Here is a 24,990-nt window from a genome sequence, read left to right as displayed (position 1 = left end):
AGAGGTGGTTGAAAGCCGTAACGCCGGGCAGATGTTCACACGGTCAGGCGTACACGTTTTATTGGCAATTGCGCTAGTCACATTAGCGGCATAGGTCATGTTCTATTGTTTCGCAAAACCGGTTTAGCAATAGTGGCTTAAAAAAAGATGTTTTGCTACATCCTTCGCTGCGATCCCTTTCCTGTCTGGTGGTTCTTCTCTGATCCATTTCACAAAACCCCTGGTTTCTACCTTGTAAAATTAAATTTTTTTTAAGTAATCAAAACGATCCCCTAAAAAAATTCCGCTGGTTAGGCGGAGCCGCGTTCTATGAACTGTGGCTCCAGCTCAACCTGGTTCACCATATTGCCATTGCGTGCCTTGTCCATCTGCTGCATCAGCAGTTGCATAGCTGTTTTAGCGATCCCCTCTATGGGCTGCTGAATAGCGCTAATGCCGGGAGGGTACAGGCGGAACAGGTCATGGTCGTCAAAACAGATCATGGCCAGATCGTCGGGCATACGCAGGCCGAGGGAGGTAATACTCTCTACGCCGAGGATGCCCAGGTAGTTGGTGGCAAAAAATACGGCATCGAGGCCGGGTGTATTTTTCAGAAAAGCGTTGATTTGTGCGATCGCATCGGCTTTATCACCATTGTAAGGCACCCGGAGGATCAGCTTTTTATTGGCCCTGATGCCATGTTCGGCCAGGGACTCGTGGTAAGCCTCCAGGCGCTCGTTCATCTGCACCAGATCGATATCCACCGTTACAAAACCGATCTTTTTATAGCCTTTGCTAAAGAAGTGCTCCATGCCCTTACGAATGCCTTTCGCATTATCTACCAATACATAAGACGCCTCCACTTCCGGGAAATAGCTATCCATCAATACCACAGGCTTTTCGAGCGATACGAGTTTCTTGATATCTTTCTCCATCCCGATGGTAGGCGTAATAAGGAAGCCGTCTACATGGCGCTGCGATAACATGCGAATTAACTCCCTGCCTTTCAGCGCGTTGTTCTCTGTACTACAATAAACAACCTTATAACCATAGGCTTCCGCCTCGTCTTCGATAATTTTTGCCAGAGCGGCGAAGAAGCTACCTGAGATACTTTCTACTATAAGTCCGAGTATTTTAGACTGGCCCGTGCGAAGGCTTACAGCCAGCTGATGTGGTTGATAGCCAGCCTTTTCGGCCACAGCGATCACCTTTTCGGCCAGGGCCTCGCTGATGCGCATTGTTTTAGCTTTGCCATTCAGCACAAACGACGCTGTGGACTTGGAAACGCCCGCCATTTTAGCCACGTCTTTTAAGGAAACTCGTTTCATAATACGTGGAGCAGGTTTAGTTGGTAATAGAAGCTCATACAGGTAACCAGGTTAGCTTGAACGGCCCAATTTAATATTTTCCGTCAGGTTATCATAATTTGTTAATATTCACCTACCCTGCGGCAATTCCGCAATGTTTATGGACAAACGGTTCGGAATCCTTACATCCTATCAACTTATTTATATAAATTTGCGCTAATAAGAATCCAGATCATATACAATTGCGTACGTATCATCAATTATCCATTCCTTTTGTTTTTCACCAGATACAATTAGAGTAACAGACACAGAATACCATTGCCAACATGCTTGGTCCATACGCTGTATGAGACCAGGTGACACTATTTGCTAATGCCAGGGGACACTCTTTTTCGTGAAATCTTACATGAGGTAGACGGATATCTCATTTGTATGCTTGCTACAGACGGCACTATCCGAACCTGGAATAAAGGCGGTGAAACGTTTACCGGTTACACGGCGAATGAAATTACAGGATGGAATTACAGTATACTATATACGCCGGAGAGCAGGTTTGAGCAGCAGCATACGCAATTGCTTACGCAAGCGCAACAATCCGGCGAGGGCAGCTACGAAGGTTGGATCGTGATCAAACACGGCATCCCGGTGTGGGCGCACCTGTACGTTACGCCTATCTATGAAGAAGAACAGTTGACCGGCTATGTACTTATAGCCCGCGATCTTAGTGAAAAGAAAGAGGCGTTGGAACGCATCCGCAGGGCCGAAGACCTGCAATACAGTCTTACCGCAGAAGTGGATGACTACGCCATACTGCACCTGGACCCGCAAGGATACATTGTTAACTGGAACATCGGGGCCGAACGCATTAAAGGTTATAAGGCGGATGAAATTGTTGGCCAACACTTCAGCAAATTTTATACGCCTGAGGCGCAACATATCAACAAGCCCGGAGAGTTGCTGCAAACTGCCCGTACGGTCGGCAAAGCCCAGGAAGAAGGCTGGCGCGTGAAAAAAGACGGCAGCCAGTTCTGGGCAAGTGTTACCATCACTGCACTGCATGGCGAATCCGGCGAAATCCTCGGCTACACGAAAGTAACCCGCGACCTTACCGACAGGAAGAAAGGGGAAGATGCACTGAAAGCTTACAATGAAATCCTCCGTTCCAAAAACCGCGAACTCGAGGAATTGACGTACATCACCTCTCATGACCTGCAGGAGCCATTACGCACGATTACCAGCCTGATCGAACTGCTTTCAGAATCGTATCTAAAGCACCCGGACGAACAGGTAAGCAGCAGTTTCAAATTTATTTATGATGCCGCGGCACGTATGCGCCAGCTCATTAAAGACATACTGGATTACAGCCGCCTGGGCCGCAACACCAACATGAAGCCGGTAAATCTCAACAGCCTGCTCAAAGTGGTGTGTGACGATCTCGACCTGGTGATCCAGGAAAAAGGTGCGCAGATTTATTACGAGGCCATGCCGACCATTACTGCATACGAATCAGAAATAAAACTACTGTTCCAGAACCTGGTACTAAACGCCATCAAGTTTGCAAGGCAAGATGTTCCGCCGGAGATATACATATCCCCCGTTAAACTGGATAACGGCTGGCAGTTCGCAGTGCGTGACAACGGCATCGGCATCGATCCATCGCACCTGCAAAAGGTATTTGTGATTTTTCAGCGACTGCACAATCGCAAACAATATGAAGGCACCGGCATCGGGCTGGCGCATTGCAAAAAAATAGTGGAACTGCATAAAGGGCATATCTGGGTTACGTCCACCATGGGCCAGGGCAGCACATTCCATTTCACAATCATCGACTAAAAACGCCGACTATAATGAAAAAAATTGACGGACTGGATTGCATACTGCTGGTAGATGACGACCATGCTACCAACTTTATCAATTCAATGATCATAAAGAGGGCACAACTCGATGTGCACGTGCAGGTGGTGACCAATGGTCAGGAAGCGCTTGACTACCTTACCGGTACCGGCGACTTCGCGAACAATACAAATTACATTCTACCAGGCATCGTGTTCCTGGATATTAATATGCCAGCTATGAACGGTTGGGAATTTTTGGATGAATACCATAAACTGCCCGAGGAGAAAAAGGCCGGTATCGTGATCGCGATGCTTACGACCAGTCTTAACCCGGACGATGAGCGCAAGGCCAACGGTATCGACGATATCCGCGGTTTCCTTAATAAACCACTGACAGTAGAAAAACTGCTGGAAGTGATTGAGCGATTTTTTCCGAACAAAGTGTTGGCAGAAGTAATCTAGCATTTATTCCTATACCGTTATTCAAGAAGCCTCCAGTTCTCTGGGGGCTTTTAGCGTTACGCTATTCATCTTCTTTTGGTTTGATAATGTTGTTCAGTTGGTCTTTGATGCGTGCCAGCGTACGGAGTTTCTTTTCTTTGGAAGATAACCTTGGTGCGCCCGGCTCATCGTCGCGGAACCGCTTGTTTAAACCATCGATGAATATTTGTAGTTGATCAGGGCCGGCGGCACTTGCCTTCTGAAGCTCTTTGTAGGCGGTGGTTACAGCATTCTTGTCCGCAGCAGGCACCTGTGCTTCTCCATCATATTTTTCGACAAGGCGGTCCCATATTTTTGCAAGAAGGTCGTACGCAGCCTGCTCTAACTCATGCAGGTGATCCATAGAGGGAAATTTTAAGTGAACCGCTAGTGGAGAAGGTTTGACTTTAGCAATTGGAGGCGGGAGAACGTTACTAAATATACAAAAATCAGAAAGTCCCGCCAAAAGCGAGACTTTCCTTTTTTTATGGTGGCTGATGACTAACGCTTATCAATCTGCATTGAGCACATACCGGATGGTTACGCCAAACGTGCGCTGGTCGCCCAATACGCCTGCATAATGACCAGCATTGCCGGCGGCAGGCAGCAGCTGCTCATAGTAATCTTTGTTCAGCAGGTTACGCGACCAGATGAAGGCCGAAAGACCCTGTGCCGCCCGGAAGCCTACCCTTGCATTTACCAGCGCGTAGCCGTCTACATTCAGGAATTTAGAGGGTGAAGGGCTGGAGGAGAAATCGGAACGGTAGTAGCTTTCCAACGCCAGGAAGAAGTTAGCGCGATGGCCCAGGAAGCTTTTGGTGGTGGTTTTTACCTCACCGCCCAAGGAGCCAGCCCACTCAGAAATGCCTGGAAGCTTACCGCCTGAAATGTCTTTAAACGCGCTGGCAGACCCGGTTTCTTCCAATGGCACAGGTGCATTTTTGAAGGTAATGTATTTACCGTCGGTGTAAGCCAACGCGCCGTACAGCGACACAAAACGGCCCGCTTTCAGGTTGGCATCCAGCTCAACGCCCTGTACACGTACCTTCTCAGCATTCGCCAGGTAGCCACGGTTTACGCCCACTTCAGCTGTTTGTACGTTGGTTTGGTAATCCTTGATATCTGTATGGTGATACACGATGTTAACCGTTGCATTTTTACCCGGAGAAGTTTTTAAACCCACTTCATAATGCGTTACATACTCCGGCTTGATCCTCGCCAGCTCCGTCATCACCTTTCCGCTGGAAGTTGGCAATCCTCCCAGGTTTACACCGATGGGTTTATAGCTGGTAGAGAAAGTAGCGAAGGCGTTGATCTTCTGTGTCGGTTTATAAGCCACCGTGATCTGACCGGATACGTTGCTCTCATCTACATCTGCACTAAACGCCTGATCGGTGTATACCGCGTTCTTCAGCGCTATCAATGCGGGATCGGTGGTTTGCAGGCCGCCATATGTTTTACGGTCGTAGTCTACTTTCTTTTTATCATAGTTATAACGTAAGCCTGGCAATACGTGCAATTGTTTCGTGATCGCCCAGTCTAACTGTCCGAACACCGCACCACCAAAAGTTTTGAGGCGGGAGTAAGTTTTGATGCCGAAGCCATCGAACAGGCCTTCCGTTTTCCACAGCTCGCTGGTTGAGTTTTGCGAGAAGCGCCATTGTGCGTCGCCGGATTCTTCGATATGGAAAGGATCTGTTTTCAGGTCTTGCCAGATGCCGAATACACCGATCACGCCACTCAGCTTAGAGGTAAGATCGCCTGCATAACGTACTTCCTGCGTCCATTGCTGGTGTTTAGAGGTAGCCTGTGACAGCTGGAGTACAGACAAACCGGTAAAGTCACGGTCGTTGGACGGGTCCCAGTTCCAGTAACGCCATGCAGAAGTAGAGGTAAGCGTACCGTTACCGATTTTCGCATCCACATTCACCGATACGCCACCCAGGTCGTTACCGGAGCGCCAGGTGGTGTTATGATCGATTTTACGGTCGAACGCATTCTGGCTGGGCAGCTGATAGTTCAGGTCTGCGATAATCGCATTAAACTGCCTGTAAGCCGCACGCTGCGTAGTTACCACGCCGGCGACTACCTGCGCATAACCGTCTGGACGCTGGCGCGTCGCGTCGCCGGCCAGGGTAATTTTCACCCGATCGGTAGGTGTATACAACAACTGGGCACGGAAGCCAAGGTTGTTGATATCGTTCACTTTTTTACCAGTAGCTACGTTGTCGATAAGACCGTCGCGCTGCGTGCCGGAGAAGGAGATACGGCCGGCCAGTTTCTTCGCCAGCGGCCCGGTTACGGCTGCTTTCGCCTGAATGTAACCGAAGTTGCCGTAGCTACTTTCGAACGTTACATTCGGCGTGAAGGACGGAGCTGCAGTGGTAATGTTGAAGGCGCCTGCCGTGGTATTTTTACCGAACAGGGTACCCTGCGGACCACGCAGTACTTCTATCCTTTCAATATCGATGAAGTCCAATGTAGTAGCAGCAGGGCGCGCAAAGTACACACCATCTACATAAAAGCCTACACCTGGGTCGATACCATCATTGGTCAAACCAAAAGTTGAACCTACGCCACGCACGTTTAACGTGGTGTTACGCGGGTTGGAAGAATATAATTGTACAGTAGGAATGAGTTCTTTCAAACGGTTCACGTTAAATGCACCCGCGTCTTTTACCAGACCGCCGCCTATCACCGAAATAGGAATAGGCACGTCCTGCGCACTTTCTGCACGACGGCGGGATGTAATCACCACCTCCGACAGCAAATCGTCCGGATGCAACGTAACCGTTACAGGCGTAGCAGCGCTTGGCAGCGGCACTTCCTGTGTTTTGAAGCCTACGTAGCTGATGCGCAATGTGGCGGGAAATGTCTTGTAGGTAACAATGGTAAACTCCCCTACTTCATCGCTGATCGCGTGGTTAGTGGAGCCTTGCAATAGAATGGTGGCGCCCGAAACGGCAGCGCCGGTGTTGTCTTTTACAACGCCTTTGATGGTGCTCTGAGCTACTGCACCTGCAATGAAGATCAGGGTGAACAATGCAGTGAGTAATGATGTTCGCATGTTTGCTTGATTTTAAAAAAGATTAAGGTTGACCCGGATAAACGACCCGGGACGAATTACGCCGGCTGCACACTGATTAGTCTACTGAATCTGTGGACAAATATAATAACATTAATCAGAAAGTCTAGTTATTTTATAGACTAAATAGCGAATGCTTCATAATTCATTCATTATTAGCCAGATGATTTATCCATTTTTTCTGATATCTTCGCAGCCGTTAATAACCTCGTACCCCGGTGCTATCAAATCAACTTCACATGAGTATCCGCAAAGCGACATCTAATGACTACCCCGACATTATGCGGGTGTGGGAATCATCTGTATTAGCTACCCACCACTTTCTGGCGCAGGCAGACTTCGAGTTATTTAAATCGATCATCCCTACGCAGGTATTACCGGTGCTGGAATTGTACGTGATGGGCGACAGGCACATTGCTGGTGTATTGGGCGTAGCGGACGGCAACCTCGAAATGCTGTTTATTGAGGAGGGCTCGCGTGGAGCGGGTTATGGCAAACAGTTGGTGCGCTTTGCCATAGACGAATTGAACGTGCTGCGTGTAGATGTGAATGAGCAAAACGCACAGGCGGTTGGGTTTTATAAGAAGATGGGATTTGTGCAGACGGGCAGATCTGATGTCGATGGGATGGGGAGACCTTATCCGTTGCTGCACCTTCAATATGTGGCTGGCGACTAACCCGATTTTACGGAAGGCAGTAATAATGCCTGATCCACGAGAAAGCGTTGCTACCGTTACTTCGGCGCAAACCCGATTCACGAACGACAGCATATACGATTAGTTTTACGCAAGCTAAACGGTTATAAGCCTTGATTAACTTTCACATGATCGTGTTGTTGACAAGCATTCGTCAATTGCTGGTTATCGGCCCAAAATTTCGAGGTAGTGCGGGTTGTACATAACGCGAGTACATTATCGAAAGGATGTACCACTATTGCAGGCGAGAGCGTGTGAGACACTATTATTTACGGAGAATTGGAGAAATATCTGTTAACAGAACAGGCTTCCGCGTTTGCGAAAGCCTGTGTCAACTTTGTGTGGAGGATAGCGGGGTCGAACCGCTGACCTCTTGCATGCCATGCAAGCGCTCTACCAACTGAGCTAATCCCCCGTAATAGAGGTTGCAAATGTAGCTGCTTTTTCTGAATTACAAAAAAAAGCCGGATGTTTTTTTCATCCGGCTTTTCTCGTCCATATTATTTACCTGTTCTAAAGGCATCTACCCCGGCTTTCAGCCAGTTGTAATACTCTTTCGCATCAGGTGTATAAGCTACTGGCAGGGTCATCAGCTTTTCATCAGGGCTGATAACAGCGTACATCGGTTGCGATTGATTCGCGAAGTTCACAAACTGCATCCTGGCGTACTTGCCACCTACGGTTTTAACGTCTTTCTTTTCACCTTCTTTGGTTTTGTAAGCAAAGAATTCGTCCTCTTTCAAACCTTTGCTGTCATCTACATAAAGCGATACAAGAATGTATTCTTTTTCGATGATCTTGCGGATGTCTGCTTCAGGCCATACTTCTTCCTCCATCTTACGACAGTTTACACAAGCCCAGCCGGTGTAGTCAAGCAGTACAGGTTTATTCTCTTTCTTCGCGAGCGCTAACGCCTCTTCGTAGTTGTTCACTACGTTAGGCTTCACGCCATGGTGACCTCCATAAATGCTATAGCTCTGTGGCGGAGGGAAACCGCTGATCAAACCACGATTGGTGTAATCCATCGGCAGCATGCCCGGCACGAGATAGTAAGCGGTGAATGCGAGCAGTACGACGATCGTACCGATACGACCTACCGTAAACTTCTTCACAGGGGAGGTATGCGGTAATTTCAGCCATCCCAGCAGGTAGGCGATCAGGCCGAGGGCGATAAGGGTCCAGATGGCGAAGAACACTTCTCTCTTCAGGATACCCCAGTGGCCTACGAGGTCGGCGTTGGACAGAAATTTGAAAGCCAGTGCCAGCTCCAGGAAGCCGAGTACTTTTTTCACGGTATCCAGCCAGCCGCCTGATTTAGGCAGTTTGTTCATCATACCCGGGAACAGGGCAAATAAGGCGAACGGCAGGGCCAAAGCCAGACCAAAACCACCCATACCCATGGTCAGCTGAATAGGGCCGCCATCGGTAGTGAGGGCGCTTACCAGCAGGGACCCCAGGATAGGACCGGTACAGGAGAAGGATACCAACGCCAGGGTAACGGCCATAAAAAAGATACCTACTACGCTTCCCATGTTTGCTTTGGAATCTACCTTACTGGCGAAGCTGCTCGGCAGCGATATTTCAAAGAAGCCGAGGAACGAAATGGCAAATATGATAAACACCACGAAGAAGAAGGTGTTCAGGTAAATGTTCGTAGAAATGTTATTTAGCAAGTCGGAACTAACGCCCGGAATGTAAAAAATAAGGCTCAGCAACACATAGATGGCAAAAATGAAGAAGCCATACAGCATTGCGTTAAACACGCCCTTCTTACCCTGCGCGCTCTTCGTAAAGAAGGTTACAGTCATCGGGATCATCGGGAATACGCAAGGGGTGATCAGCGCGATCAGGCCACCAATGAAGCCCAATCCGAAGATCGCCAGCAGGCCTTTACCTTCACCATTATCGATACCACCGATCGGACGAACAGGGTTTTTAAGGTCGATCGAAGGTACGAGGGTCGGATCTGCACCTTTGCTTACTTCGATAGTTCCGGCATCACCCGCCAGGTTGCCCTGTGCATCGGCCTTAAAGCGGAAAGGGATCGGCTCGGGGCCAAGGAACTCCTGGCCGTTGATCGCAAAGATGTTGATCACGCCGGAAGCCTGTCCCGCCGCAGTGTTCGTCACTTCGATCACATACTCGACGGCGTTCTCTACGTACTTAATATCGCTCTCCAGCACATCGTTCATCTCCGCTTTTGCTTCGGCATTCTCGGTAAAACTACCCACGGTCCAGCGCGTCTGGCTGGCGCTATCCAATTCCAGCACAGGGCCGAAATCGTCGTTAGCGGCTTTGGACAATACTTTCCATCCGGGAGCAATCGTTCCTTTCAGGTGAAGAGTGTATGACTGGTCGCCTTTCTTTTCAGCAGAATAACTCCAGGTAATGATTTGTTTTGTTGACTCCTGTGCATGTGCTCCCTGGCCAAACAACAGCCCTACACTAGCCAGCAACAGTATAATATACTTCATATAGAATATAGACTTAACAGGTTGTTACAGAGGTAAAACGAAGAAACGAGTTCCTTTACAGAACTCGTTCCCGGTTATATTTCTTTTAATAGATGTAGTACTATTTCAGGCTAACCGCAAACGGTACTTCTGTAGGAGGCAAACACTGATGGTCGTCGCACACCATAAATTCTACGGTGCCTTTCGCCTGTGCTGTTGCCTTACCTTTCACCTTGATCTTCTGTACGAAGGTCACTGTGTTTTCGAAAAACTTCATGTCTGATTTGAAGTTAGGATCAAACTCAGATTTCAGTTTACCTACTTCTTTCACTTTACCGTCCATAGTCAGGAGTGGGTTTTTAGCGAAAGTAAAGCTGGTAGGCACTGGGCCTTCACCAGTGAACTGGGAGTAAAGGTGCCAGCCTTTATCGATGGTGGCTTTGGCAGACAGCTCGTAAGTCTGAGCGTCCAGCTTTTTAGCCGAGAATGTCCATTTAACCGGATTGTCTTCCTGTGCAGATGCCAACAGTGGCATAACGAAGAGGCACAGGGCTGCTAACAATTTTTTCATAGCTACTTTTTTTTCTGGTTGGTTGATTTGATTGGTTTGGTTTTTACTTTTTATCAGTTGTTGTTGATGAGGCTCTGGAAAATCAGCTGGCCATCAGTGTTTCCGAGGATGGAGCTGGCTGCTCTTTCCGGATGCGGCATCATACCGAACACGTTTTTACCCTTGTTGCTGATGCCTGCGATGTTACGCAGAGCGCCATTCGGGTTAGCCTGTTCAATAATATTGCCAAACTCATCACAATAGCGGAATATCACCTGGTTATTTTTGAAAAGCTCTTCTACCGTAGCATCGTCGGCATAATAACGACCTTCACCATGCGCGATAGGAATCATCAGCGGACGGCCGGTTACGTCTTTCGTAAGAGAGGTAGTTGTATTTTCACTCTTCAGGAATACGTTTTTGCAGATGAATTGCTGATTCTGGTTACGCAGCAATACGCCTGGCAGTAAACCCGCTTCACAAAGGATCTGGAAGCCGTTACAAACGCCGATCACACGACCGCCTTTGTTAGCAAACTCCACCACGCTCTGCATGATCGGGCTGAATTTGGCGATAGCGCCGCAACGCAGGTGATCGCCGTAAGAGAAACCACCAGGTATCAGGATGCAGTCCTGGGTGCTGAACATGCTCAGGTCTTTCTCCTTGTGCCACAGGTTGATCACTTCCTGGTTCAGGTCATACCTTAATGCATCAATCATGTCCTGATCACAGTTGGAACCTGGAAATGTAACTACGCCAAACTTCATATTTGATTTAATTTCGTTGTTTTATTGTTGCTTCCTTTCGGAAAAGATTACAAATTTACTTCTATCCCGGGAATTTTCCTTCACCATTCATCCCGTTTTAACATTTTGCAGCATAGCCAAAGCGTAGCCAACGCCGCCATTTATCCCAACATAGCCCAAATCAGCTGCTGAAATACTGCATCACGATCACATACGCCAGCACGATAAAATGGCCGGTATTTGCCAACCCGTTATGATTGATCGACCAAAATACATTTCCCGCAAAAAGGCACAGCGGCAAAAGCGCCAGCACCCAGTTTACGGGCGAAAAATGCAGGCTGAAAAAGGGCACCAGCATAGCAATGATCACGTAAATAGCCAGTACAGACCAGATTTTACGGCCCTGGATCAGCATTTTCTTAAAGGTACGCTGCAACAACAGCCAGCCGAGCGCGAAGAATAGCAAGCTGGCGATGAGCGCACCCCACACTTTATAATCGTTGATCACCGGCATTTCCAGCCCCAGGTGCGGCAACACGTCCAGCACGTTACGATCTGTCAGGAACAGCCAGGTACCCAGGAGGTAAGCAGGGCAAATAAGACCTAATAAGGCGATGATCCACTCCGCCAGGCGAAAGGCCCGCATGGTGAGTAAACCGGCGTACAATAGCGCGCAGCACAGCACGGCAGGAGGATATATCAACCCCGCAATACCCAGCGCAAATCCAATATTGAAGGATACGTCGCGGGCGGATGAGCGGTTATACAGTTCGGTAATACTGGAAATGATCCAGAGCATGATCGTGTTTACGAGCAAAGCCGGGCTAAAGATGTTCCAGCCGGCATACAGCGAGGTGAACAACAGGTAACACATCGCCGGCAGGTGGTTCGGCTTCGAAAACAACCGGTGGTGGTTTACGATACGGTTTACCAGTAAGGCCTGCAAAAACAGCAGTACCAGCGCCAGCATGGTATAAAAGCCGGGACTCTTATCCACAAGGCCATCCAGCCACTGCGTAAACAGCCGGTATAACAAGCCCTCACTCCCATCTGCCAGGTAAGTTTGCGGCTTGAGGATATAGTAAAACTTGATAACGATGGTATATACCAGTAACAGTAAGACTGTCAGGGGATTACCCGAGCGGAAAAATCTTATCACAATGCAAAGGTGTGATTAAAACTCAATTTTTGCAAAGCAAATATAATTCCTGTAAATCGTTGGTATCACTACCGTACGCGCACCTATCTGCTTGCCATACCTGGGCATCCAGATAAAGCCTTTGTCGAGGTTGCGCAGGGTAGGCATACGGTTGATCTTACCATCCGGACCAATCGCGTTTTCCGTCAGCACATAATTTCTGCGGTCGAGGGTATTAAACAGGAAACGAAGTTCGCTGCCCACGTTTACCAGCATGTAGCTCAGGTAAAGGTCGGCCCCGTCGTCGAATTGCTCTTTGTTTACGAAGTTGCTCCAGCTTAACTCGCCGTCGGCATTGTACGACAGCACCGCTACGTTATCATAGTGGTAACGCGTACCCTGCTGGTCGTTCCAATACATCGGGTTGTAATAACCAGAGTAAGGTGAATAGTAAGGAGAGTAACCGCCCCAGCCACCGCCGTAAGGATAACCGCCGCCATACAGGTAGTTCCAGCGGTTCCAGGGTTGGTAACGACTGGAGGTGTAGTAAGACTCAGCGGTGAGCAGGAAGCCATTATCACTCGTGTTCACGATCTTGCGGATAAAGTAATCGTTGAACGCGGCTGCAGTAGAAGACTCGCCCCTGGCGCTGCCCTTCAGCTCATTACTGAAGGGGGAGATCTTTTCCATCATCAGCTTGCGGTTGGCGTAATCCATGCGGTTGATGTACAGTCCCTCTACGTTGCCGCGCTTCTGTTTGTAGTAGAAAGCGGTGATCAGCACCTGTTTGTCAGGATTGTCCAGCTTCATTTTCACCTCATCGAGCATCACGTTCTTCAGTTCAAACGGCACTACCTCGAATGAATCGATGGTAGGGCGCTTGAGGACGAGGTTGCCATTCAGGATATAATCCCGGTTGGTGGTGCGCTCAAGTTTGGTAAATACCAGGTCGCCCTCGTTCGTAAGGTTAAAGTTGCTGAGAAAGCTCTTCTTGCTTTCCATCGGCAGCGATAACCGGCTGTTGTTCACCAGGGCAAAAGCGCTATCGTACAGGAAGGTATAAAACACGTGATTATCTTCCTTGTCCTGGTTGATCTTGTACACCATGATGCGGCTTTTATCTTCCGACACCTCTACAGAGTACACTTTATTGTCTTTGGTATAGTTGCCGATGTGGGTGCTGTCGACCATGATGGGCGCCTTGTCAAACTGCCCGTCCGGATTAATGCGTGCACAGAAACTGTATACGACATCCCGGCGCTGGAACTGATAAATCATGAGCGCCTTGTTGGCATAACCCACAAAGTCAACCGTAATCAGCTTCTTGGGAAGAAAATCGTATTTCACACGGTCTTTCAGCTGCATGGCGTTATCGTACACCGAAATGTTATAATCTCCCCTGTCAGCCTTATATACCAGGATATTGCCCCCTATTTTGCCAAGGATTTCAAATTCGGTCGTCTTGTAATCGTCTCTCTCCGGTTCGGAATAGGTGACCTTTTGTGCCGACACCGTGCCGGCAAAAAGCAGCAGGGCGACCAACTGTAAACGAAATAAGCTGCGCATTGCGAGTTTGTTTTATGATACGGGGAAATAGGTCCTTACATTTCACAGGTTCTTCCACAACCAAACCTACACGAAAATTTACGTTCTGCAAAGGCTATTCCTTTAAATGTATTATACGTGGACACATATTGTATAATTCCAAAGCTGGGATTTTATTGTGTACTTTTAGTTAAAATTTTAAAAAGACAGCACTGGCATGGATACAATATTGGTTACCGGAGGAACAGGACTGGTAGGCAGGGCGCTCACATCTTTCCTGCTCGAGCGTGGCTACCGGGTGATTATTCTCACACGTAAACCCGGCTATTCCGATCATCCTCAATTGTCTTACGCCCAGTGGGACCCGGCCGCAGGCACCCTCGAAGCAGGCGTATTGCAACAGGCCGACTATATCGTACACCTTGCCGGGGCCGGCGTATCCGACCACCGGTGGACGGCCGCCTATAAACAACAGATCCTCGACAGCCGCGTGCAAGGCAGCAACTTCCTGTACGAGCAGTTAAAGCAGCAACCCAATAAGGTGAAGTCGGTGATCAGCTCGTCGGCCACCGGCTACTACGGCGAAACCACCAATGCCGACCGCCCTTTCCGCGAAACAGATGCACCCGCCAACGACTTCCTGGGCAAGGTTTGCCAGGCCTGGGAGAAGAGTGTGATGCAGATACAAAGCCTGGGTAAGAAGGTGGTGATATTGCGTACGGGCATCGTATTAAGCCGCGACGGCGGCGCCCTCAAAGAGTTTTACAAACCACTCCGCTTCGGCTTCGCTACTATCCTGGGTAGTGGCGAACAATATATCAGCTGGATACATATCCAGGACATGGTTCGGTTATACTTCAATGCCATCGTTAATAACGACCTGGACGCCGGCGCTTATAACGCAGTGGCTCCTGTGCCTGTGAAGCATAAAACCCTGGTAATGGCTATGGCCCACGCTGCCAAAGGCAAAAGCTTCATCCCTGTACCTGTGCCGTCTTTCGCGTTAAAGATCGCTTTGGGCGAGATGAGCGTCGAGGTATTAAAGAGCGTAAAAGCATCCAGCGAAAAGATCCAGCAAACGGGTTTCCAGTTCTCCTACCCGGAAATCGACAAGGCGATGGAGCAGCTGTTAAGTGTGTCGAAATAAAAACGGCGCATACAAGTGAATGTATACGCCGTCATTATCATAAGAAACTACATTACTCCTCGTAGCCTAACACCTTACGCATGGCTGCAGCCTTCAGCAAACACTCCTCCCACTCCTGCTTCGCATCACTGTAAGTAGTAATCGCAGAACCCGTCTGGAAGCTGAGGTAAAGGCTATCCGCATTATACAAGATGCTGCGGATCACCACATTGAAGTCAAAATCGCCCTCGGGGGTAATATAACCTACAGAGCCGGAATACAGGCCCCGCTTCGTTTTTTCATACTGTTCTATCAGTTCCATCACCCTTACTTTCGGCGCGCCCGTCATCGATCCCATGGGAAAAGCGTGGCGAATGGCGTCGGTAAAATGAAACTGTTTATCGAGCGTAGCGGTAACGGTCGATATAAGGTGGTGTACCTGCGGGAACGAATACACGCCGCATAACTCCTCCACCTTCACCGTACCCTGTAGCGCCGTGTGTGCAAGATCGTTGCGCACCAGGTCTACGATCATTACGTTCTCCGAACGTTCCTTAGGACTGTTTTCCAGCGCCTTTACGGCGGCGGCATCTGCCTCAGGATCGTCCAGCCGTTTGATCGTGCCTTTGATCGGCTGCGATATCAGCTGGTCGCCTTTCTTTTTCAGGAACCGCTCGGGGCTCGAACATAGCAGGAACTGGTCTTCGTTCTTGTAGTAAGAGGCGAAGGGCGCCGGCGATACTTCGTTCAGCTGGTTAAACAGCGGCAGCGGCTTCAGGGTAATGCCCTGCACATAACTTTCAATGCAAAAGTTAAGTTCATAGCAATCACCTTTGGCAATATGTTCCTGGATGGCCTTCACCGCGTCCAGGTAATAATTTTCAGTAACGCGCAACTGCAACGGTGGCAGTTTTTCCTTTTTGCCTTCCTTTTCAGGGTTCAGCGCTAAAAGGTCTTCATAGATAGAGTTGGCGAACTTACGGTTCACATTATGCCCGCCTATTTCCACTTCGCCGTTACGCGCGAAAAGGAGAATATCCGGCACAAAGAAATGCAGGTCAGGGAAACTCTTAAAATCGGGGAGCTCTGAAGTGAGGGCTTCGGTTTCGTTTTTGAGGTCGTAGGACAAGTGGCCGAAAAGCCAGTCCTGGTGCTCATTATGGAAATCGCGTAGGGTCTCAAAGGCATTGCCGGCATCGCAACTGATGTTAGCGACAGCGCCGGCGGCCAGTATGGCTTCATACTCGCTGTACGGGAATTCGTACTTATTACTGTCCAAAAAGCAACAAATGTTGAACCGGTTGCCCCAGCTCAACATTTGTTGTTTAAATACGGTCAGGTTGTCTACGGGAAATTTATGGAACGTCCTGATAGCCTATCTTTTAATGATTAAAAATCATCGTCGTCGTCGTCGTCGTACCGATCGTTGAACATGTCTTTAAACTCGTCGTCAATACCCAGGTCATCGTCATCGTCACCCTTTTTGGTGCTGGGACGTCCGCGTTTAGCCTTAGCCTTCGGCATGTCAAACTCTTCGAAGTCGGGATCATAGTCGTCGTCATCCGTCTTACCCCATGAATCATCCTCGTCATCACCTAATTCATCGTTGTCATCATCTTCCTCATCTTCGTCGTCACCGTCGTCTTTTTTACGTGATTTAGAGGCGGACTTATCTGATTTTTTGGAAGCAGCAGACTTTTTTGGAGTTTCCTCCTCATCGTCCTCGTCGTCCTCATCCTCGTCTACTTCCTTCTTTGGCTTTTCAGCCGCTTTCTTAGCCGGCGCAGGCTTAGGCGAAGTAGGTTTCTTGGTCTCTTTTTCTTTATCAGATTTTGATTTCATAATGAGTGTAACTTATATGTTTCTGACGTAAAGTTTTAACAGAATTTTTGTTTAGCCAAATTTTTTTTGCCCTATTTTTTTCGTACTTTTTTGACTTACTTTTCCAATATCTGGTCTCTGCCAGGGCCGTTTGACACGAACTTCACAGGTATGCCCAGGTATTCCTCTACGAATATCAGGAATTCTTTCATTTCTTTTGGCAAATCACTGTAGCTTTTACTATCTGCCGTCTTTTCGCTCCAGCCGCTGAATTTCTTCAACACCGGCTTGATATCCAGTCCGTTAAGCTGGAAAGGCAGTTCTTTCGTTTCTTTTCCGTCGATCCCGTAAGCCACACATGCTTCAATTTCGTCGAACGCGTCCAATACATCGCTTTTGGTCATTACCAGTTCCGTAACGCCGCTCAGCATGCAGGTATAGTTCAGGGCCACCAGGTCGATCCAACCGCAACGGCGTGGACGGCCGGTTGTAGCGCCAAACTCCCCGCCTACCTGGCGCAGTGTTTCGCCTGTCGCATCTTCCAGTTCTGTTGGGAACGGGCCGCTACCTACACGGGTGCAATATGCCTTCGTTACGCCGATCACACCTTTGATCCACTGGGGAGCAATACCCAAACCGGTACAAACGCCCGCAGAGATCGTGTTAGAGGAAGTTACGAAAGGATAAGTACCAAAGTCAACGTCCAGCATAGAACCCTGGGCGCCTTCTGCCAGTACTTTTTTATTTTCTTTCAGCAGTTTGTTCAGGAAGTATTCGCCATTTACCACGTTCATGGTACGCAGGAACTCTACCGCCTCGAAAAATTCCTTTTCCCATTCGGTAATATCCTCATCAAAGCTGTAATTAGACAGCAGTTGCTGGTGTTTCGCTTTCAGTTTGTTGTAAGCCTCTTCGAAGTTAGGTGCCATTACGTCGCCTACACGAATACCGTTACGGCCGGTTTTGTCCATGTAAGCGGGACCAATGCCTTTCAGCGTAGAACCGATCTTTTCATGGCCTTTAGCGATTTCGGAAGCTTTATCCAGCGCGCGGTGCGTGGGAACAATGATGTGCGTTTTCTCAGAAATGAAGAGGTTTTTCTTCAGATCGACTCCTTCGGCAGCAATTTTCTCGCACTCTTTCTTGAAAGTTACGGGATCGAGTACCACACCGTTGCCTATCAGGTTGATGGTATTGGAGTGGAAAACACCGGATGGAATGGTATGCAATACGATTTTCCGGCCTTCAACATACAACGTATGCCCTGCGTTCGGGCCACCCTGGAAACGGGCGATCACGTCATATTTGCCTGCAAAGTAATCAACGATCTTGCCTTTGCCCTCGTCGCCCCATTGCAGACCTAACAATACATCTACCATGATAATTTAAGATTTAATATTTCTTGCGGTTTTAAAAAGAAAGGCAAAAATAAGCGAAAGCTGCAAAAGGAGAAGTATTTTTTGGGCACCAGCAGCGGCCCTCCCCTCAACCGCCGTTGTGTCACACCCTTCAACGGTGGTCACTCCCCTCACCAGGGTGTAAACCTAAGTCCGGGTTTATCTCGCCAGGGTGTAAACCTATCTCGGGACGCGACAAACTGTAAACCTCTATACGGATTAACAAATACAGGTGTAAACCTTAATCCGGATTACCTCACACGGGTGTAAACCTATTTTAGGACGGGACAGTTACATAACGCTCGCATTGGACTTACATTGGACTTACATTGGACTTACATTGGACTTACATTGGACTTACATTGGAGTTCCCCTCTACTAATTAGGCGATTCTCCGACAATTCTACTGCCGGTTACCATCAACTTGCCGCCCTCACTACCGATACGGGGCGTTGGCAGCAGGCGTCCCCGAAAGGATGCATGAGATAGCCCGGGAAAGGACCGGCAGATGCAGTGAGTGACACAACGGCGGCCGGGAAAGGCTCCTGAAGATGGCTAAAAAAAGCGGGACCTTTCGGTCCCGCCCTTCCATTATGGCAAATTGTTATTCTTCCCAGCGGGTGACGGCCTGTATACCATCCAGGGTTTTAAGGCGCTGCAGCAGCTCTTCCAGCTCTTCCTTGTCATGCACGAACACCTTGATCCTGCCCTCGAAGAGGCCTTCGCGGCTTTCGATGGTGAGGGCGGCAATGTTCACCTTCAGTTCGCCGGAAATGATGTTCGTGATCTTGTGAATCACGCCCACATCGTCCATACCAATGATGCGAAGGCCGGTGAGGAAGGAAATCTCGCGGTTCTTTACCCACTTGGTTTTCACTACGCGGTGGCCGTAATTCGCCAATAACTGCGCGGCATTCGGGCAGTTCGTGCGGTGGATCTTAAGGCCCTCGCTCGCGGTTACGAAGCCAAATACATCGTCGCCCGGGATGGGGCGGCAGCAGTTGGCCAGCTTATAGGCGATCTTGTCGGAGCTTTCGCCGAAGATGATCAGCTCTGCATCCTTTTTAAGGTGTTTGCTGTTGGAATCCTCTACCTGCGGCTGTTCTACGACCTTAACGGGCTTCGGCGGGTCCAGGCGGTCGCCCAGTACGCTGAAGTTCTTCAGGTCCGACAAATCGATGTTTTTCACGGCGATCTGGTAGTACAGGTCCAGCGGGGATTGCTGCTTATAGTACTGCGTTACTTCGTTAATGTTATACTGGCTCATGGGCACCTTCAGGTGGCTGAACTTACGCTCCAGCTGGTCTTTACCATCCATGGCCACCACGCGCTTCTCTTCCTTCAGGGCGTCCTTGATCTTGGTTTTGGCTTTCGCTGTAATCACGAAGTTCAACCAGTCGTCGGACGGCTTCTGTTTGTTGGTGGTAATGATCTCTACCTGGTCGCCGCTTCGCAGTTTATGGCTGAGCGGCACCAGTTTATAGTTCACCTTGGCACCAATACATTTGTTACCTACCGCGGAGTGGATCGAATAGGCGAAATCCAACGTGGTAGAGCCTACCGGCAGTATACGCAGGTCGCCTTTCGGGGTGTATACATAGATCTCCTCGGTGAAAAGGTTACTTTTAAAGTCGGCCAGGAAGTCCAGTGTATTGGAATCCGGGTTGTTCAGTATCTCGCGGATCTGTGTGAACCACTGGTCGAACTTCGACTCCTGTACGGTATTGCTGCCTTCTTTATATCGCCAGTGTGCGGCCACGCCTTTTTCGGCGTATTCGTTCATACGTTTGGAACGTATCTGTACCTCCACCCACTTACCGCTGGGGCCCATTACCGTTACGTGCAGCGCCTCGTAGCCGTTACTTTTCGGGTTGCTGAGCCAGTCGCGCGTACGTTCCGGGCTGGGGTGGTAAAAGTCGGTGATAATCGAATATACCTTCCAGCAGTCGGACTTCTCCTTTTCAATGGCGCTATCCATGATGATGCGGATGGCGAAGAGGTCGTACACCTCTTCAAACTTCACGCCCTTGGTTTTTATCTTGTGGGAGATAGAGTGAATCGACTTGGGCCGGCCATAGATCTCGAAGTTGAACCCCTCCTCCTGCAATACTTCCTTAATAGGTTTAATAAATTCGTTGATATAGCGCGTACGTTCACGTTTCGTCTCCTTCAGCTTTTTGGCGATCTCGCGGTACGTTTCCTGCTCCGTGTACTTCATGGCCAGGTCTTCCATCTCGCTTTTGATGTTATACAAGCCAAGACGGTGCGCCAGTGGGGCGTATATAAACACCGTTTCAGATGCGATCTTCAGCTGTTTTTCGCGCGCCATGCTGTCGAGCGTACGCATATTGTGCATACGGTCGGCCAGCTTTATGAGTATCACCCGCGGATCGTCCGCCAGGGTGAGCAGTATCTTTTTAAAGTTTTCGGCCTGGGCCGTAGTGGTGCTGGAGTTGTTGTTGGAGTCTATTACGGTGGAAATCTTGGTGAGTCCATCCACGATGTGGGCGATTTCCTGTCCGAACTCGCGGTCTACGTCTTCCAGCGTTAACTCCGTATCTTCTACCGTATCGTGCAGCAGGGCGCAAATGGCCGAGCGTACGCCGAGGCCTATTTCTTCCACACATATCTGGGCTACGGCCAGTGGGTGGAAGATGTAAGGTTCGCCGGACTTGCGGCGCATGTGCCGGTGGGCGTCGGCGGCCATTTCGAAGGCGGTACGTACTGCTTCGCGGTCGCCTCCTTTATTGAAACGGGGTTTAAGGGCGCGCATGAGGGCCCGGTAGTGGCGAACGATCTCTTTTTTTTCCTGTTCTTCGTCGAGATTATATTTTTTAACAACCGCTGTATCCATACGTATCAAAATTACGAAAGTTCTGTAAAGGTTCCATTTGTACACTTCTACAGTAATCCCGGTGAAGATAAATGCATCTACATATTACGAAAAACGCCGTTATTAATCAATGATTTCGGGCGCGTTGTAATTATTTTTATAATTCCCAAAAAAGAATACCTTTGCAAACCCTTTAAATGGGGGTATGTTCTTTTCATGCGGGTGTGGTGAAATTGGTAGACACGCCAGACTTAGGATCTGGTGCTTCACGGCATGTAGGTTCGAGTCCTATCACCCGCACTTTTTCAGTTTTCATGCCAAATTCGCCCCAAAAAAGCGGGGCAGGGCGCTTTAGCCTGCTAAAACGGCAGGGCATTCCTCTCTGCAGGCTCATGGCACAATCTTCGTGCAAGGTGTATCACCGGCCTGAAATAAAACACGTGTTTTAATTATTAATATCATATAACAAAATGGCAACTGTAACCAGAGAAAACATTGGTTTATTGAATGATAAGATCACTGTGAAAGTGAGCCAGGAAGACTATCTTCCGAACTTTGACAAGGCTGTAAAGCATTTTACTAAAACAGCCAACATTCCTGGTTTCCGTAAGGGCATGGTACCTGCCGGCATGGTTAAAAAGATGCACGGTCAGGCTATTTTCGCCGACGAGGTTATCAAGACTGTAGAGAAAGAGCTGACTGGCTACCTGCAAACAGAGAAACTTGAGATTTTCGGTCAACCGCTTCCTCTGGAAACCAATTCCTTAAACTTTGATCACAACGCTCCTGCTGAATACAACTTCGATTTCGAGGTGGGCCTGAAACCTTCTTTCGAGGTAGATCCGCTGCTGGCAAAAACTTCGCTCACCAAGTATAACGTAACGGTTACGGATACAATGCTGGACGAGGAGATCGACCGTATGCGCCTCAAAGGTGGCGAGATGAGCGAACCAGAAAGCATTACATCAGAAGATAACGTAATAACCGTTACATTTGATGAGTCAGACTCAAAAGGAACCCTGACAGAAGGTGGTATCAAAAAGGAGAACACCCTTCTCGTTAAGAATTTCACCGCAGCTATCCAGGAGAAACTGCAGGGCAAAAAGGCAAATGACACCATCACCATCCAACTGTCTAAAGCTTTCGATAACGAAAGACTGGAATGGATTTTGAAGGACCTGGGCCTGGATGCCGCCGATAAAGACGCAGCGAAAAAGTACTTTACCCTCGCCATCACTAAAGTTGGCCTGATCACTAAAAAAGAACTGAACGAAGCTTTCTTTAACGAAGTTTACCCCGGCCAGAATATCACCACCGAAGAAGCTTTCCGTGCGAAACTGAAAGAAGAGATGGCGAAATACTGGGCGCAGGAAGCAAAGAACCACATGCACAACGACCTGTTCGAGACCCTGGTGCACGAAACACCGATCGAACTGCCTAAAGCGTTCCTGGTGCGTTGGTTACAAACCGGCGGCGAAAAACCGAAGACTGCTGAAGAAGCAGCCGCTGAATACCCTAACTTCGACCATCAGCTGCGCTGGACACTCATCAGCGACAAACTGATCCGCGATAATAAACTGGAAGTATCTTTCGACGAACTGAAAGATAACATGAAAGCCAAGATCATGGGCTACTTTGGCCAGGTTGGCGGCGCCACCGGCGAAGCCCCGGAATGGTTAGACAGCTACATGGAGCGTCTGTTACAGGACGAAAAACAAGTTGACCAGACTTACCGCGAAATGATTACCACCAAGCTGTTTGATTGGGCGGAGACTAAGGTGAAAGTGAAAAACGAGGATATCACTGCAGAAGAATTTGTAAAATTGCCTCATAAACATCACCATCATGAACATTAATAACGAATTTAGAAAATACGCCATCCAGCACCGTGGCATCAGCAGCCTGGTGGTTGACAGCTACGCCAAACACCAGATCAACTCGCTGACTCCTTATATCATCGAAGAGCGCCCGATGCAGATCGCACAGCTGGACGTATTTTCAAGGCTGATGATGGACCGCATCATTTTCCTGGGTGACCCTGTTACCGATTATGTCGCTAACGTAATTACCGCCCAGTTGCTGTTCCTCGAATCAACAGACCGTACGCGTGATATTCAGATGTACATTAACAGCCCTGGTGGTTCCGTTTATGCCGGTTTAGGCATCTACGATACCATGCAGCTGGTGACGCCTGACATTGCCACTATCTGTACCGGCATGGCCGCCTCTTTCGGCGCTGTACTGCTCGTAGCAGGCACCAAAGGCAAACGCACCGCGCTGAAACATGCACGTGTGATGATTCACCAACCTCACGGTGGCGCAGAAGGCCAGACTTCAGACATCGAGATCACTGCACGTGAGTTCATCAAACTGAAGAAAGAGCTGAACGAGATCATCGCTTCCCACAGCGGCCAGCCCGTTAAAAAAGTGGAGAAAGATGGTGACCGCGACTACTGGATGACGGCTGACGAAGCAAAAGAATACGGCATCATCGATGACGTACTCGACAAAAATCCAAGAAAAAAAGCGGCTGAAAACCCGCAGTAATATTGAAAAGTCCCGGTGTTGAGCCGGGACTTTTTTATTAAGGGCTCCCCCACCCTGTACCAGTACCTGCAGCTGGCATAACACTTGCCATTTTAACAGGTACCTAACTTAAAAAAGCTTAATTTTGTAAGCTACCCCACCGGGGTCCATTTTAAAAACTATTAGATGAAAGATTCCAAGATCAGATGTTCGTTCTGTAACCGCTCCAAAGATGAGGTGCAAATACTGATTGCGGGCGCAGACGGGCATATTTGTGAGAACTGCGTGGCAAACGCCCAGGAGATCATAGAACAGGAACTGTTTCACCAGGAAGGCAGTAAAAAAGCCGCCGCTTCCCACTTCGTGCCGAAAGTAGCTAAACCTGTAGAGATCAAAAAGTTCCTCGATGACTATGTTATCGGGCAGGACGATGCGAAAAAGATCATGGCTGTGGCCGTGTACAATCACTATAAAAGGCTGAACCAGCAGGTAGGTGACGATGAGGTGGAGATCGAAAAATCCAACCTGATCATGGTAGGTGAAACCGGTACAGGTAAAACCCTGCTGGCGAAATCTATCGCCAAACTGTTGAACGTTCCCTTCACCATCGTAGACGCTACCGTATTTACCGAAGCCGGTTACGTAGGTGAAGACGTGGAAAGTATTCTTACCCGCCTGTTACAGGTGTGTAATTACGACGTAGAAGCGGCAGAACGCGGCATCGTTTACATCGACGAGCTGGACAAAATTGCCCGCAAAAGCGACAATCCGTCCATTACCCGGGACGTTAGCGGCGAAGGTGTACAGCAAGGCCTGCTGAAGCTGCTGGAGGGCACAGAAGTGCTGGTGCCACCACAAGGCGGCCGTAAGCACCCGGAGCAAAAGCTGATCAAAGTAAATACACAGAACATCCTGTTTATTTGCGGTGGTGCCTTCGACGGCATCGACCGTATCATCAGCCGCCGTATCCAAACACATTCTATCGGCTTCAACGTGAACAAGGAAAGAGAGGAGGATGCGAAGAAACACATCCTTCGTTATGTCAACTCCCAGGACCTGAAAAACTTCGGCCTTATCCCCGAACTGTTAGGCAGGTTGCCGGTAGTTACTTACCTCAACTCCCTCGATAAAGACGCGCTGAAACAGATCCTTACCATTCCTAAGAACGCGCTGGTAAAACAATACCGCAAACTCTTCAAGGTCGAAGGTATTGCTTTGGAAGTGGACGATGATGCGGTGGATTATATCGTAGACAAGGCCATGGAGTTTAAACTCGGTGCCCGTGGTTTACGTTCTATCTGCGAGGTAGTACTGAGCGATGCAATGTTCGAACTGCCATCCAGCAACGAAACCTCTTTTACGCTCACCCGCGCTTATGCACAGGAAAAACTGGAGCAAAGCACCCTGGTGAAACTGAAAGTAGCATAAACACGATTCAACGTTATCAATACCACACAAATGCCGGCTATACCGG

At 48.9% G+C, this 24,990-nt stretch carries 19 protein-coding genes and 2 tRNA genes; 8 read left to right on the top strand and 13 right to left on the bottom strand.

The annotated features are described in order from the left end of the window. Positions 1-290: 290 nt before the first annotated feature. The gene (locus MKQ68_RS24945) at positions 291-1,307 is read right to left on the bottom strand and encodes a LacI family DNA-binding transcriptional regulator (RefSeq protein ID WP_264281433.1); all 1,017 of its coding nucleotides are present in this window, start codon (positions 1,305-1,307) and stop codon (positions 291-293) included. Between the two features lie 411 nt (positions 1,308-1,718). Here MKQ68_RS24945 and MKQ68_RS24940 point away from each other — a divergent pair, with 411 nt between their 5' ends. Both MKQ68_RS24940 and MKQ68_RS24935 read left to right on the top strand, forming a co-directional pair. Continuing rightward, complete coding sequence (locus tag MKQ68_RS24940) at positions 1,719-3,119, top strand: sensor histidine kinase (protein ID WP_264281432.1); 1,401 nt, start codon at positions 1,719-1,721, stop codon at positions 3,117-3,119. A 14-nt stretch (positions 3,120-3,133) separates the two neighbouring features. Further along, complete coding sequence (locus MKQ68_RS24935) at positions 3,134-3,583, top strand: response regulator (protein ID WP_264281431.1); 450 nt, start codon at positions 3,134-3,136, stop codon at positions 3,581-3,583. Between the two features lie 61 nt (positions 3,584-3,644). Here MKQ68_RS24935 and MKQ68_RS24930 read toward each other — a convergent pair whose 3' ends face one another. Beyond that, entirely contained in the window at positions 3,645-3,965 is a 321-nt protein-coding gene (locus MKQ68_RS24930) for a hypothetical protein (RefSeq protein ID WP_244841212.1), read from the bottom strand. Positions 3,966-4,112: 147 nt separating this feature from the next. Then, positions 4,113-6,668, bottom strand: a complete 2,556-nt coding sequence (locus MKQ68_RS24925) for a TonB-dependent receptor (protein WP_264281430.1) — start codon at positions 6,666-6,668, stop codon at positions 4,113-4,115. Positions 6,669-6,925: 257 nt separating this feature from the next. Between MKQ68_RS24925 and MKQ68_RS24920 the strand changes: the two genes are divergently transcribed. Further along, positions 6,926-7,363: a GNAT family N-acetyltransferase gene (locus MKQ68_RS24920; RefSeq protein ID WP_244841214.1), complete on the top strand. Its 438-nt coding sequence runs from the start codon at positions 6,926-6,928 to the stop codon at positions 7,361-7,363. A gap of 360 nt (positions 7,364-7,723) precedes the next feature. On the opposite strand, the gene MKQ68_RS24915 is transcribed toward MKQ68_RS24920, so the two are convergent. From MKQ68_RS24915 to MKQ68_RS24890, 6 genes are all read right to left on the bottom strand, one after another. After that, positions 7,724-7,796 (bottom strand) — tRNA-Ala (locus tag MKQ68_RS24915). Positions 7,797-7,881: 85 nt separating this feature from the next. Further along, positions 7,882-9,855: a protein-disulfide reductase DsbD family protein gene (locus tag MKQ68_RS24910; RefSeq protein ID WP_264281429.1), complete on the bottom strand. Its 1,974-nt coding sequence runs from the start codon at positions 9,853-9,855 to the stop codon at positions 7,882-7,884. Between the two features lie 100 nt (positions 9,856-9,955). After that, positions 9,956-10,405: a protein-disulfide reductase DsbD domain-containing protein gene (locus tag MKQ68_RS24905; RefSeq protein WP_244841218.1), complete on the bottom strand. Its 450-nt coding sequence runs from the start codon at positions 10,403-10,405 to the stop codon at positions 9,956-9,958. Positions 10,406-10,458: 53 nt separating this feature from the next. Further along, complete coding sequence (gene purQ / locus MKQ68_RS24900) at positions 10,459-11,103, bottom strand: phosphoribosylformylglycinamidine synthase subunit PurQ (protein ID WP_285892323.1); 645 nt, start codon at positions 11,101-11,103, stop codon at positions 10,459-10,461. A 208-nt stretch (positions 11,104-11,311) separates the two neighbouring features. Further along, positions 11,312-12,289 carry a DUF6427 family protein gene (locus MKQ68_RS24895; RefSeq protein WP_264281427.1) on the bottom strand — a complete coding sequence of 326 codons (978 nt, stop codon included), beginning with the start codon at positions 12,287-12,289 and terminating at the stop codon, positions 11,312-11,314. A gap of 15 nt (positions 12,290-12,304) precedes the next feature. Continuing rightward, positions 12,305-13,834 (bottom strand): hypothetical protein, encoded by a 1,530-nt coding sequence (locus MKQ68_RS24890; RefSeq protein ID WP_264281426.1) that lies wholly within the window; start codon positions 13,832-13,834, stop codon positions 12,305-12,307. Between the two features lie 196 nt (positions 13,835-14,030). On the opposite strand from MKQ68_RS24890, the gene MKQ68_RS24885 reads away from it, so the two are divergent. Beyond that, positions 14,031-14,960, top strand: a complete 930-nt coding sequence (locus MKQ68_RS24885) for a TIGR01777 family oxidoreductase (RefSeq protein ID WP_264281425.1) — start codon at positions 14,031-14,033, stop codon at positions 14,958-14,960. Positions 14,961-15,012: 52 nt separating this feature from the next. On the opposite strand, the gene MKQ68_RS24880 is transcribed toward MKQ68_RS24885, so the two are convergent. From MKQ68_RS24880 to MKQ68_RS24865, 4 genes are all read right to left on the bottom strand, one after another. Beyond that, complete coding sequence (locus tag MKQ68_RS24880) at positions 15,013-16,218, bottom strand: anthranilate synthase component I family protein (protein ID WP_264281424.1); 1,206 nt, start codon at positions 16,216-16,218, stop codon at positions 15,013-15,015. 110 nt (positions 16,219-16,328) lie between these two features. Next, on the bottom strand, positions 16,329-16,781 hold the full coding sequence (locus tag MKQ68_RS24875; protein ID WP_264281423.1) for a hypothetical protein: 453 nt from the start codon (positions 16,779-16,781) through the stop codon (positions 16,329-16,331). 95 nt (positions 16,782-16,876) lie between these two features. Beyond that, positions 16,877-18,139 (bottom strand): adenylosuccinate synthase, encoded by a 1,263-nt coding sequence (locus MKQ68_RS24870; RefSeq protein WP_264281422.1) that lies wholly within the window; start codon positions 18,137-18,139, stop codon positions 16,877-16,879. Between the two features lie 622 nt (positions 18,140-18,761). After that, complete coding sequence (locus MKQ68_RS24865; protein ID WP_264281421.1) at positions 18,762-21,011, bottom strand: RelA/SpoT family protein; 2,250 nt, start codon at positions 21,009-21,011, stop codon at positions 18,762-18,764. Positions 21,012-21,208: 197 nt separating this feature from the next. Between MKQ68_RS24865 and MKQ68_RS24860 the strand changes: the two genes are divergently transcribed. From MKQ68_RS24860 to clpX, 4 genes are all read left to right on the top strand, one after another. Then, positions 21,209-21,290: transfer RNA gene (locus MKQ68_RS24860), tRNA-Leu, on the top strand. A gap of 170 nt (positions 21,291-21,460) precedes the next feature. Beyond that, positions 21,461-22,846, top strand: coding sequence for a trigger factor (gene tig, locus MKQ68_RS24855; protein ID WP_264281420.1), 1,386 nt, complete (start codon positions 21,461-21,463; stop codon positions 22,844-22,846). After that, complete coding sequence (gene clpP / locus MKQ68_RS24850; RefSeq protein ID WP_264281419.1) at positions 22,836-23,537, top strand: ATP-dependent Clp endopeptidase proteolytic subunit ClpP; 702 nt, start codon at positions 22,836-22,838, stop codon at positions 23,535-23,537. The genes tig and clpP overlap by 11 nt, the downstream gene beginning before the upstream one ends. A gap of 165 nt (positions 23,538-23,702) precedes the next feature. Beyond that, positions 23,703-24,944 (top strand): ATP-dependent Clp protease ATP-binding subunit ClpX, encoded by a 1,242-nt coding sequence (clpX, locus tag MKQ68_RS24845; protein ID WP_264281418.1) that lies wholly within the window; start codon positions 23,703-23,705, stop codon positions 24,942-24,944. The last annotated feature ends 46 nt before the right edge of the window (positions 24,945-24,990 follow it).

Origin of the sequence: Chitinophaga horti (genome assembly GCF_022867795.2) — a bacterium.
GTDB classification, from domain to species: Bacteria; Bacteroidota; Bacteroidia; order Chitinophagales; family Chitinophagaceae; genus Chitinophaga; species Chitinophaga horti.
This window is presented reverse-complemented; position numbering and strand designations above follow the sequence as displayed.